Consider the following 11873-nt stretch of genomic DNA (forward strand, 5'->3'; position numbering starts at 1 on the left):
CCGCGTGACAAGCCCAAACACGCCGTCGCGCCCGCCACGATCTAGTCTCATCCCTACACGCCGGACTCAATAAGGAGAAGCCAGTGCCCATCATCGAGCAGGTTGGAGCCCGCGAGATCCTCGACTCCCGTGGCAACCCGACGGTCGAGGTCGAGGTGGCCCTGACCGACGGCACGTTCGCTCGGGCGGCAGTGCCGTCGGGCGCGTCGACCGGTGAGCACGAAGCGGTGGAGCTGCGCGACGGCGGCTCCCGCTACGGCGGCAAGGGCGTCGAGAAGGCGGTTGAGGCCGTTCTCGACGAGATCGCCCCGGCGATCATCGGCCTGGCCGCCGACGATCAGCGTCTCGTCGACCAGGCGCTGCTGGATCTGGACGGCACCCCGGACAAGTCGCGTCTCGGCGCCAACGCGATCCTCGGCGTCTCGCTGGCGGTGGCCAAGGCCGCGGCCGACAGCGCCGCGCTGCCGCTGTTCCGCTACCTCGGTGGTCCGAACGCGCACATCCTTCCGGTGCCGATGATGAACATCCTCAACGGTGGCGCTCACGCCGATACCGGGGTGGACGTCCAGGAGTTCATGGTCGCCCCGATCGGCGCTCCCTCCTTTAAGGAGTCGCTGCGCTGGGGTACCGAGGTCTACCACTCGCTCAAGTCCGTGCTCAAGAAGCAGGGCCTGTCCACGGGTCTCGGCGATGAGGGCGGCTTCGCCCCCGACGTCGCGGGCACCAAGGCCGCCCTGGACCTGATCGCCACTGCCATCGAGGCCACCGGGTTCAAGCTGGGCAGCGATGTGGCACTCGCGCTGGACGTCGCCGCCACCGAGTTCTACACGGACGGCACGGGTTACGCCTTCGAGAAGGAAACCCGCACCGCCGAGCAGATGGCGGAGTTCTACGCCGGCCTGCTCGACTCCTACCCGCTGGTCTCGATCGAGGACCCCCTGTCCGAGGACGACTGGGACGGTTGGGTGGCACTGACCTCGGCCATCGGTGACAAGATCCAGCTGGTCGGCGACGACCTGTTCGTCACCAACCCGGAACGCCTCGAGGATGGCATCGAACGCGGCGCCGCCAACGCGCTGCTGGTGAAGGTCAACCAGATCGGCACGCTCACCGAAACGCTGGATGCCGTTGCGCTGGCACACAACAGCGGTTACCGCACCATGATGAGCCACCGCTCCGGTGAGACCGAGGACACGACCATCGCCGACCTCGCGGTCGCGGTGGGCAGCGGTCAGATCAAGACCGGTGCCCCGGCCCGCAGCGAGCGGGTGGCCAAGTACAACCAGTTGCTGCGTATCGAGGAGGCGCTGGGCGACGCTGCGCGCTTCGCGGGCGATCTCGCGTTCCCTCGGTTCGAGGCCAAGTAACGCAGGCGCCTGCGCCCCCACACGTCGATGCCTGAAGCGAAGCGGCCAGACCCGAAGCGGCGGTCCCCAGCCTCCCGACCCGGCAAGCCGGGTAAGGCTGGGGAGTCGAATCGGCCGCGCGCTTCACAGCCCCGGCGCCGGGCGACCGAGTCCCGTCCGGCACAGGCGGAACCGGTTGCCGACGAGACGGTCACCAAAGCCATTGCGGTGCAGGCGCAGCAGCAGGCCGAGCTGCAGTCAGAACAGCGGTTCGGGTCGACGGCGCGCCGAGCGGCGATCCTCGCCGCGGTGGTGTGTGTGCTGACGCTGACCATCGCGGGTCCGGTTCGCACCTATTTCGCCCAGCGCACCGAGATGAAACAACTCAAGGCCAGCGAGGAGCAGTTGCGCGCCAAGATCGCCGACTTGGAACAACAGAAGGTCAAACTGGCCGACCCGGTGTACATCGCGGCCCAGGCCAGGGAGCGGCTCGGCTTCGTCATGCCCGGCGACACTCCATATCAGGTGCAACTGCCGCCCGGAGCCATCGCGGCGGGCGAACCGGGCGAGCCTGTGCTGCCGGGATCTGCCGTGCCCGTGGGGCAGCCGTGGTACACCTCGCTATGGCACACGATTGCCGATGAACCGCACGGGGTTTCCCCGACCATCGGTGGACCACCGCCGGCACCGGGTGGCCCACCTCCACCCCCCGTTCCGCCACCAGCCGAGCCGTCCAGAGGTCCCAATGGTTGATCCCGCCGACATCGAGGCTGTGACACGGCAATTGGGCCGCGAGCCACGCGGCGTTCTTGAGGTCGCCTACCGCTGTCCCAACGGCGAACCCGGCGTGGTCAAGACCGCGCCGAAACTGCCCGACGGTACGCCATTCCCGACGCTGTACTACCTGACGCATCCGGCGCTGACGGCGGCCGCGAGCCGGCTGGAATCCTCCGGGCTGATGCGGGAGATGACCGAACGCCTGCAAGAGGATGAGGCCCTGGCCGCCGCGTATCGCCGGGCGCACGAGTCGTATCTGGCCGAGCGGGACGAGATCGGATCGCTGGGCACCACGTTCACCGGCGGCGGTATGCCCGACCGCGTGAAGTGCCTACATGTGGTGATGGCCCATTCGTTGGCAAAAGGTCCCGGTGTCAACCCCTTTGGTGACGAAGCGCTCGCAGTGCTCGCGGTCGAGCCGGCGATGGCAGGAATCTTGGATCGAGAGGTGTGGGTTTGAGTCGGGTCGACGCAATCGACGGCCCGCGCCGGGTCGGTGCAATTGACTGTGGCACCAACTCGATCCGCCTGTTGATCGCCGATCTGGTGGACGGCAAGCTTCACGATGTGCACCGTGAGATGCGGGTCGTACGGCTGGGGCAGGGCGTCGACGCCACCGGACAGTTCGCTCCGGAAGCCTTGGCGCGCACCGAATCCGCGCTTGCTGACTATGTGGCGCTGATGATCGAGCATTCGGTGACCGCGGTACGCATGGTTGCCACGTCGGCCGCGCGGGACGCCGGTAACCGTGACGAGTTCTTCGCGATGACCGCACGTCTGCTGGGCAAGGTGGTCCCGGGATCGCTGGCTGAGGTGATCACCGGTACCGAGGAGGCCGAGCTGTCGTTCCGTGGTGCGGTCGGTGAACTCGACCCTGCCGCAGGACCTTTCGTCGTGGTCGATCTGGGTGGCGGCTCCACCGAACTGGTGCTGGGCGAGACGGCCGTACAGGCGAGCTTCTCTGCCGACATCGGCTGTGTGCGGCTCACCGAACGGTGCCTGCACTCCGATCCTCCCACCGCGGACCAGGTGGAGCAGGCGCGGCTGGTGGCTCGTGACGGCCTGGCCGAGGCGCTTGCGGTGGTGCCGGTCGACGGTGCTCACACATGGGTGGGTGTGGCCGGGACGATGACCACGCTCTCGGCGCTGGCGCAGCGGATGACCGAATACGATCCCGAGGCAATTCACTTGTCCCGCATAGGTTTCGATGGTCTGCTCGGAGTGTGTGAGCGGTTGATCGGCATGACCAAGGCCGAACGCCTCGCGCTGGGGCCGATGCATGCCGGCCGCGCTGACGTGATCGGTGGTGGTGCGATCATCGTCGAGGAGTTGGCGGCCGTTCTCAGCGATCGGGCCGGTATCGGTGAACTGGTGGTCAGCGAGCACGACATTCTCGACGGCATCGCGCTGTCGATCGCCTGACCTTTTCCCGCACTGTTGGCGCTTCTTACGTTTCGAAAGCGCTTCTCCGCGCGCAGATTTCTACACCTGGGTTGTGATCCCACGCGATCGGCAGCCCTGGTGTAGAAAACCGCGGCGGGCGCGGCGGGTGATCGAACGGGCCACGCGGCGGCGCCTCATCGTTTTCTACCGTGGGGTCGTTGGACCACGCGATCGGCAGCCCTGGTGTAGAAAACGGCGGGGCGCGGCGCAGCGGGCAGCGCAACACCCCACACATAAAACAACGGCCGAACGCGGTTGCCCGCGTTCGGCCGTCGCCTTGACTACTTAGATCAGGACGCAGTCCCGTGGTTGCTCGCCGGGGCGACCGCGGGGGCCGGGGCGGGCGTGATGACCGGCTGGGTGCCGGCCGGAACCAGTGCGGGCTCGGTGGCGGGAGCAGCCGGAGCGGCCGGAGCGGCCGGAGCGGCCGGAGCACCCGGTGCCGGAGCAGCCGGAGCAGGAGCGCCCGGAGCAGCGGCGGGCGCACCCTCGGCGGGCACACCTTCTGCCGGCGAGATCGCGGTGGCGGCGTTACCCGCACCGGTGGCCGCCGGTGCGCCCTCGGCGACCGGGGTGCCGTGAGCGACCGGGGTCGACTCGGTGCCCGGGGCCGGAGCGGCCGGAACCGCTTCGGTGCCGGCCGGGGTGGCGGCCGGAGCGCCCGGAGTGCCAGGAGCGGCGGGGGTTGCGGCCGGTGCACCCGGAGCGCCCGGGGTCGCGGCCGGCGAGAGCGCGGTAGCAGCGTTGCCTGCACCGGTGCCGGCGGGCGTAGCCGGAACGGCGGCGGGCGCGGGAGCCGGGGAGGCGGCGGCCGGAGCCGCATTCGGAGCACCGGCAGCCGGAGCTGCGGCAGGTGCCGGGGCGGCGGCCGGAGCGGCGGCAGGAGCCGGACGCTTCGGGGCGCCGGCGGCCGGGGCCGCGGCGGGCGTAGCGGTCTTGTCCCACGCCAGCACGTCATGGCCACCGGCGTTGTAGACGACGGACGTCGGCTGGTCGCCGGTGACATCGAAGTAGATCTTGCCGCTGGTCTTCTGGCCCTGGGCGAGGGTGGCCGGGTTGACGCCCTGGGTGCTGGGCACCTGGAACAGCGCGCGGTAGTTCTGGCCGTCGGCGGCGCGGACGTTGAAGTTGGAGACGATCGGCGTCACCGAGCCCTGGAGGGCCTCGTTGGTCGCAGTGACCTCCCACAGGGTGCCGCGCGGGGTGTAGTTGATGGTGTCAGTGCTGGGCTTCAGGTCGGTCACAGTCCAGACCTGGGTACCGCCGTCCAGCTTGCCCTGGCCGCCGAGCGCAGCGGTGGTGACAGCACTGTCCTCGGCGTCGGCGAGCGCCATCGGGGCGCTGGCGACGATCGCCGCGGCGGCGATAGCCGCTCCGGCAAAGGCCGTACTGATGTTCGTCTTCTTCAAGGCGTTCACTCCTGACTGGTCCAAAGAAAGGTGGCAGGCCCCCCGGCAGTGGGACACCCACTTCATGCGAAGTTATCAGCTTAAGAGGACGGTTAGGAACAGTAGTTCACAGTTTCTGCCATCGGTGCCTGGCAGAAAGCGTCGTTGACCTGGTCCCGAACGCTGCTGGTCGGAACCGAATGTGACGATGACCAGCCGTTTTTCCTGCTCATCGAATCTCGATGAGCGGTAGTGCCCGGCCTACTGACAGGGACAGCCGTTGACGCCCCAGTGCAGGCCAGGCTTGCACGGCGCAGAACGGCGCGCACTGGTGTTGGGCAGTGTCCGACTGGTCGGAGCGGGTGCCGACGTGGACACAGCACTGGGTCAGCCGCTCCTCGATCATCGTGGACATGTCCATGAACGGTTTGACGGTCAGGCGCACTACGCGCTCGCCAAGCAGCTTGCGGATCTTGCGGCGGCGGCCGGGCAGTGCCGAGGACGCCAATGTCAGCAGTGTCCCCATACCCAGGTCGCAGCCCTCGCAGATGGCGCGCCAGACGTCACCGATCTGAGGGTGCGACAGGGACGACTGTTCCGAGAGCAGCCCGAGCAGTGACTCCTGAACGGCCATGCGCAGCTCGCGGGGGAGTTCGGCGTCGGCGATCCGATTGGACACCAGGCCCAGCTTGTCCTTGAGACTCTCGGTGCCGATCAGGGATACCAGCGAGCGCCACCGGTCGTTGTCGTCACGGACCAGATAGCCGACCGAGCAGCAGTGCGGGTGCGAGCAGGGCAGAGCGGTCAGGTCGCGCCAGGTGACGGCGCCGCCGGTCTGGGGTCCCAGCCGCTTGAGCACCCCGGTGTGGGTCAGCCGGTGCATGGGGTCGATCGCCCCTGACCGCCCGGAGCCGAACTGCGGCTGAATGGTGAGCCCACCGACGTAGGGGGTGTCCAGGGCCAGCCGGACCATGTCGCCGATCTCGTCGTCGTTGACGCCCAGTGCAGTCGTCATCACCAGGGTTGTGAAGATCTCCCGCTCGGAGAGCCGTTGTAGGGCTTGGCTTTTGGTGCGACGAAGGTCGCCACCGCGGTGGTGGCGGTGGGCCTGCTCGGACAAACCGTCGTACTGCAGGTACACCTCGACGCGTTCGCGGTGCGCGGTGAGCAGATCCAGCAACGCGTCGTCGTTGGCGATGCGCACCCCGTTGCTGTTGATCAGGATTCGGGTGATCGGACGGGCCACCAGCTCATCGAGCAGTTCGGCGAGGTTCGGGTGCAGAGTGGGTTCACCGCCGCTGAGCATCAGGACGTCGATGCGGCCGTTCTCGCGGGCCAGCCGCTGATCGACGTTGGCGAGGACGTCAGCGGTGGGCACCACATGCCGCAGATCGGGCGAACTGTCGGTGAAACAGGTGGGGCAGCGCAGGTTGCAGGTCTCCGCGATGTCCTGCAGCAGGATGCAGGTGTGCTGGGTCTGCATCTCGGGCAGGCCACGCAGGTAGGCCGACGGGATCGGGTCGAAGTTCCCGGCGACGTCGGGGATGTGGGCCTTGGTCGGAGCGGTCCACTCCTCGAGGTAGGACAGGATCTCGGGGTCCTCGTCGTACAGGGTGCGTACCAACCCGTGTGTGCGGCAGCCGCGTTCGAGCCAGATATGCCCGTCGCGCTCGACCAGGATGCCGGCCAGGCGCACGACGTCGGCCAGCGGGCGCTCGGGTGCCTCGCTGTGGCAGTGCGGGCAGAACGCAGTGACGTAGCGGTGCAGGCGGTCGCCGCGCAAACCCATCCCGGTGCTCACCGGGCGTACAGCTCCGGGTTGACGCCGGTGCAGAAGCCTGCGGTGAACAGCGACATCAGGGCCCAGCCCACCATCAGTCCGATGCCGAGGCCCCTTGCCGTCGGATTCTTGGACATCAACATCAGGAACCCGCCGCCGAAGGCGACGGCGGCCAAGAACACTGCGGCCCCGCCGAGGACGAGGTTGGCGCTGCCGCCGGCGCTGTCGGTCGCGCCGGCGCCCATGAAGGCGACGAAGCCGATCACCAGGTTGAGCGCGGCATAGATAAACGGACCGAGAATCACCATGAGGACGGAGATGCGCTGCGGGGGTTTCGGCGGCGGGCCGTACGAATAGGCGGTCGGGTACGGATATCCGGGGTAGCCCTGAGGCGGAGGTGGTGGCGGAGCGGGCTCGCCGTGATAGGCCGGTGGGATCCCTTGTGGTTCAAAGCTTTGGGGGCCGAAGGCAGGCGGTCCGGAAGGCGGTGGAAGGAAGCCCTCGGGAGGTGTGTCATCGGGAGGATCGGGCGGTGTCGTCATGCGGGCACCTCCTCAATGCGGGCTGGGTTGCGATAGTACCCGCGGCGGTAGCCGTACCACAGGCGAAATCCCAGGATCAGCAGCGATGGCAGCAGGAACCATTGCGGGCGGGTCAGATCCAGCCACACCGTCCCGTTGGCCCGGACGAACTCGACGAGGAAGCGGAACACCGCGTAGGCCGCGACGTACAGCACGAACAGCTCACCGGGCCTGCCGATCCGGGGACGCAGCCACAGCAACACGGCGAATGCGGTGAGCTGGAAGGCGATCTCGTACAGAAACGACGGATGCATCGCCAGGCCGGCCAGACATCCGGGACATTCGGGGGTGTCGGCCGGGGCGTGGATTCCCCACGGCAGCGTGGTGGGCCGTCCGGGCGCTTCGGTGAGGTGGCAGCCGATGCGGCCGATTGCCATGCCGAGCGCGACTGCGGGTGCGAACAGGTCGCCGGTCTTCCCGCGGTAACCGCCGAGACGCTTGGCGATCAGCACGCCGAGGTAGGCCCCGAGCAGTCCGCCGAGGATGCTGCGCGAGCCGAACTGCCAGGCCTGCGCCAGGGTCGGATTGGCGCTGAAGTCCAGGTGACGGATCCACCCGGTCAACCTCATCCCGATCGCACCACCGATCAGCGCGCCGGCCGCGGCGACCACGGACTGCTCGTTGACAGCGCCGCGCCGGCGGGCCTCGGTGACGAACACGAGCAGGGCGGCGAACACCCCGAGGGCGACGAACAGGTTGTGCACCCCGACGGTGACGGGCCCCAGGTGCCACTGCGCAGTCACCTGCCGAACCTAACGCGCGAGCGCTTCACCCGGCCAGCGACAGTCCGGCGGCGACGGCGAATCCCAGCACGGCCGCCAGACCGGCGTTTTCGCCGGCTTTCTCGGTGGCCTCCGGAATCATCGAGCCCACCAGCATGACCAGCAGTGCACCGGCGGCGAATCCGTTGATCCCGCCTTGCAATTGGGCGCCGGCGACATCCTGCAGCTGGTAGCCGCCCACGGTGGCCAGCGCGCACAGTGCGGCGATCGCGGCCCATCCGCCCACGATCCGGCGGGCCGGTTCTCCGGCGGATCGCATGTCGCTGGCCGACCCGATGGATTCGGGCAGGTTCGACACGAAGATGGAGACCACCAGCGCCAGGCTGACACCGGCCCCGGTGGCGATACCGATGCCGAGCGCGGCCTGTTCGGGAATGCCGTCGAGTAGGGCGCCCAGCAGCAGGGGCAACCCGGCGGTCTGGGTTCCCTTGCGGCCCATTCGATCTACTGCTTTGTCCGCGAGGTAGAACACCACGGCCCCGAGGGCCAGGCCGAGCGCCACGGCCCAGCCGCCGCTGGCTCGGAAGCCTTCCTCGGCGAGCTCGAAGGAGATGCTGGAGATGAGTGCCCCGGCGCCGAAACCGAGCACGAGGCCGACGAGACGTCGATTCCAGTCGCGGACGACACCGGCGACCGCGCCGATGAGCAATGAGGATGCGGCGACCAGGCCCCAGGTCAACGCGGTGAGCACAGCCGCAGCATAAGACAGCGACGGCTCAGAACCGGGGATGCGGGAGTGGTGAGAAATGTGGCGAAGCGCGAAATCGCACGACCGATCGGTGCGATCGATGAGGTGATGGCCCGATGATCAGGCGGCGTAGGGGCTACGGGTGGTGACCTGTCGCCGGTTGCCCGGACGACAGGCCACCGACGGCGTCAGCGCCGTGCGTTGCAGTTCGGGGGGTTTCCGCAGTGGTGGCCACCGTCGCAGGCATTACAGCGACAGGTGCAGGATCCCTTGGTTGCCATGCGCATCGTCGTTCAACTCCTCACTGTTCGGGTGCCGTCGGTATGACCGGCAGCAAACTCCCGAGTATGGGCGGACATCAACATATAACGACTTCACAATAGTTCGCTCCACGGTGAAAATAAAGGATTCCCTAAACTGCGCGGCTTTTTGCGCGACGGTTATTTCGGCTGCGGACACGCCGGTGAACACTGCGTGAAACTCTTTGGCTGCGGCGGCTTTAGGGGCTCAGGCGGAGGTGTCGCGGGCGCCGAGCCGGAGGTGCTCGATGTGGTAGATGGCCTCGTCAAGCAGTAGGGCGACGTGGTTGTCGTAGAGCCGGTACACGATGTTGCGACCGGACCTGTCACCGGTGACGAGGCCTAGCGCCCGCAATAACCGGAGTTGATTGGAAACCGCGGGTTGCTCCATGCCGACTGCCGCGGACAGTTCGGTGACCGAGCACGGCGATTCCCGGAGTCGGGTCAGGATCAGCAATCGGTTGGGGGATGCCAGGGCCTGCAGCGTCTCGGCGACTTTGGTCGCTGAGACGGCGTCGAGGGACGCTGCCGGCGTCGCGTGCCCCTCAACTCCGTGGCCCATGGCACTCATTCAAGCATGCGGAACAAACATGGTTGATACATTTCAATCTTTACATGTATAAATGTATGCGCTGTAGGGGCCGAGCACGAACGAGAGGTGTCGTCGATGACCGCTCTGTCGACCGACCGGTCGCCGCTGTCCGGCGCCGACGCGGGGCCCGCAGGTTCACGCGGTGTCGGTGCATGGATGTGGTCCCTGGATTCGGTGCGTTGGGCGGCCGCAGCCCTTGTGCTGATGCTGTGCGGCGTGCTCGCGCAAGCGGCGAATGCTCCGCAACCGCTGTGGTGGACCCTGTATCTGGCGTGTTATCTCGCCGGCGGCTGGCAGTCGGCGGTATCCGGTGTGCAGGCGCTGCGTGCCCGCACGCTCGATGTCGACCTGCTGATGATCCTCGCGGCGATCGGTGCGGCAGCCATCGGGCAGGTGATCGACGGCGCGCTACTGATCGTCATCTTCGCGACGTCGGGCGCGCTGGAGGACGTGGCCACCGCACGCACCGAACGTTCGGTGCGTGGTCTACTCGACCTGGCTCCGGCCGACGCGACCGTCCTCGACGAGGACGGCACCCATCGCGTCGTCGCCGCAGGCTCTCTGCGCCTCGGTGACCGAATCCTCATCCGGCCCGGGGAACGAATCTCGGCTGACGGCACCGTGTTCGGTGGATCCTCGGACGTCGACCAGTCCTCGATCACCGGTGAACCGTTGCCGGTCGCCAAACAGGTGGGCGACGACGTCTTCGCCGGAACGCTCAACACCACCGGGGCCCTGCAGGTCACCGTCACCCGCGACCCCTCAAGCACGGTGATGGCGCGCATCGTCGCGGCGGTCGCCGAGGCTTCGGCAACCAAGGCCACCACGCAGCTGTTCATCGAGAAGATCGAACAACGTTATTCGGTGCTGGTGGTGGCTGCCACCCTGGCACTGTTCGCGGTGCCGTTGGTGTTGGGTGCGGATCTGCGCTCAACCCTGTTGCGCGCCATGACGTTCATGATCGTGGCGTCGCCGTGTGCAGTGGTGCTCGCGACCATGCCGCCGCTGTTGTGCTCGATCGCCAACGCCAGCCGGCACGGAGTGCTGGTGAAGTCCGCGGTCGCCATGGAGCGACTGGCCGATACCGACGTCGTCGTGCTCGACAAGACCGGGACCTTGACCACGGGAGCCCCGCGCGTCGTGCAGATTGTGGGGCTGCCCGGTGGCGACAGCGGCGACGTCCTCGCAACTGCCGCTGCCGCAGAGCAATTCAGCGAGCATCCCATCGGACGCGCCGTCGTCGCCGAGGCGGTGATGCGAGGCATCCGGATTCCGGAGGCCGCCGATTTCACCGCTCGCGCGGGTCGTGGTGTCCGGGCGGTCGTCGATGGGCGCACCGTCGAGGTCCTGAGTCCGGCGACGTATCGAGGCCCGGCGGTCCCGGACGTGGCCGAGATCGAGGCCACCGGGGCGACTGCTGTCGTCGTCACGGTCGACGGGGAGGCGATCGGGGTGGTGGGTCTGCAGGATCGGGTGCGCCCGGGTGCCGCGGATGCGGTCCGGAAGCTGCACGCGCTCACCGGATGTCAGCCGGTTCTGCTCACCGGTGACAACCAGGTCGCAGCGTCGCGGCTGGCCGAGCAGCTTGGCATCGAGGATGTGCGGGGTGGTCTGCTGCCCGACGACAAGACCGCTGCGGTCCGGGAGTTGGAATCCGGTGGACGGCGGGTGCTGATGGTGGGCGACGGGATCAACGATGCACCGGCCATGGCGTCCGCCCATTCCTCGATGGCGATGGGTCGCAGCGGTGCCGATCTGACGGTCGACACGGCTGACGTGGTCACGGTCGGCGACGACCTGTCGACGATCGGCGCGGTGGTCGCGTTGGCCCGGCGGGCGCGGCGCCTGGTGGTCGCCAACCTGGTGATCGCCGCCACCGTCATCACAGTCCTGGTGATCTGGGATCTGTTCGGGCACTTGCCGTTACCGCTCGGGGTGGCCGGCCATGAGGGATCGACCATGCTCGTCGCCCTCAACGGGCTGCGACTGTTGAGCAGCCGCGCGTGGCGCAGACTTCCCTAGCGCGAGCAGACGTGAAAGTACCCGGGTAACCCCATTTCCGGGTACCGCAACGTCTGCTCGCGGAAGAAACTAGGGCCGCAGCACGTTCTTGAGCGCGTCGAGCACCGCGGGATCCTCGATGGTGGAGGGCACCGGCTCGTCGAGCCCGTCGGCGATACCGCGCATGGTCTTGCGC

11 protein-coding genes and 1 pseudogene are annotated in these 11873 nt (G+C 67.8%); 5 read left to right on the top strand and 7 right to left on the bottom strand.

The window, feature by feature from the left end; genetic code table 11:
- Window positions 1–83 precede the first annotated feature (83 nt).
- The 4 genes from eno to A5779_RS28665 are packed head-to-tail and all read left to right on the top strand — an operon-like array spanning window position 84 to window position 3545.
- Window positions 84–1367 (top strand): phosphopyruvate hydratase, encoded by a 1284-nt coding sequence (gene eno / locus A5779_RS28650; RefSeq protein WP_064887110.1) that lies wholly within the window; start codon window positions 84–86, stop codon window positions 1365–1367.
- A gap of 27 nt (window positions 1368–1394) precedes the next feature.
- The gene (locus tag A5779_RS28655) at window positions 1395–2099 is read left to right on the top strand and encodes an FtsB family cell division protein (protein ID WP_064887111.1); all 705 of its coding nucleotides are present in this window, start codon (window positions 1395–1397) and stop codon (window positions 2097–2099) included.
- Window positions 2092–2583 (top strand): DUF501 domain-containing protein, encoded by a 492-nt coding sequence (locus A5779_RS28660; RefSeq protein WP_064887112.1) that lies wholly within the window; start codon window positions 2092–2094, stop codon window positions 2581–2583. Before A5779_RS28655 ends, A5779_RS28660 begins: the two co-directional genes overlap by 8 nt.
- Window positions 2580–3545 carry a Ppx/GppA phosphatase family protein gene (locus A5779_RS28665; RefSeq protein WP_330220088.1) on the top strand — a complete coding sequence of 322 codons (966 nt, stop codon included), beginning with the start codon at window positions 2580–2582 and terminating at the stop codon, window positions 3543–3545. Before A5779_RS28660 ends, A5779_RS28665 begins: the two co-directional genes overlap by 4 nt.
- Before the next feature lie 311 nt (window positions 3546–3856).
- Here A5779_RS28665 and A5779_RS28670 read toward each other — a convergent pair whose 3' ends face one another.
- The 6 genes from A5779_RS28670 to A5779_RS28695 all read right to left on the bottom strand — a co-directional run bounded on the left by A5779_RS28670 (window position 3857) and on the right by A5779_RS28695 (window position 9646).
- Window positions 3857–4975, bottom strand: coding sequence for an MPT63 family protein (locus A5779_RS28670; RefSeq protein ID WP_207549132.1), 1119 nt, complete (start codon window positions 4973–4975; stop codon window positions 3857–3859).
- Between the two features lie 208 nt (window positions 4976–5183).
- Entirely contained in the window at window positions 5184–6743 is a 1560-nt protein-coding gene (locus A5779_RS28675; RefSeq protein ID WP_064887126.1) for a radical SAM protein, read from the bottom strand.
- 8 nt (window positions 6744–6751) lie between these two features.
- Window positions 6752–7276 carry a hypothetical protein gene (locus A5779_RS34670; RefSeq protein ID WP_236734914.1) on the bottom strand — a complete coding sequence of 175 codons (525 nt, stop codon included), beginning with the start codon at window positions 7274–7276 and terminating at the stop codon, window positions 6752–6754.
- On the bottom strand, window positions 7273–8058 hold the full coding sequence (locus A5779_RS28685) for a prolipoprotein diacylglyceryl transferase (RefSeq protein WP_064887115.1): 786 nt from the start codon (window positions 8056–8058) through the stop codon (window positions 7273–7275). The genes A5779_RS34670 and A5779_RS28685 overlap by 4 nt, the downstream gene beginning before the upstream one ends.
- A 25-nt stretch (window positions 8059–8083) precedes the next feature.
- Window positions 8084–8788: a ZIP family metal transporter gene (locus A5779_RS28690; protein ID WP_064887116.1), complete on the bottom strand. Its 705-nt coding sequence runs from the start codon at window positions 8786–8788 to the stop codon at window positions 8084–8086.
- Between the two features lie 504 nt (window positions 8789–9292).
- Window positions 9293–9646: an ArsR/SmtB family transcription factor gene (locus tag A5779_RS28695; RefSeq protein ID WP_064887127.1), complete on the bottom strand. Its 354-nt coding sequence runs from the start codon at window positions 9644–9646 to the stop codon at window positions 9293–9295.
- Between the two features lie 105 nt (window positions 9647–9751).
- Here A5779_RS28695 and A5779_RS28700 point away from each other — a divergent pair, with 105 nt between their 5' ends.
- A complete protein-coding gene (locus tag A5779_RS28700; protein WP_064887117.1) occupies window positions 9752–11698 on the top strand; it encodes a heavy metal translocating P-type ATPase in 1947 nt (648 codons plus the stop codon).
- 69 nt (window positions 11699–11767) lie between these two features.
- Here the strand turns inward: A5779_RS28700 and A5779_RS34830 are convergent.
- Window positions 11768–11873, bottom strand: a pseudogene (locus A5779_RS34830) (propionyl-CoA synthetase); the annotation flags it as partial.

The sequence above is a fragment of the Mycolicibacterium peregrinum genome (assembly GCF_001665625.1).
GTDB classification, from domain to species: Bacteria; Actinomycetota; Actinomycetes; order Mycobacteriales; family Mycobacteriaceae; genus Mycobacterium; species Mycobacterium peregrinum_B.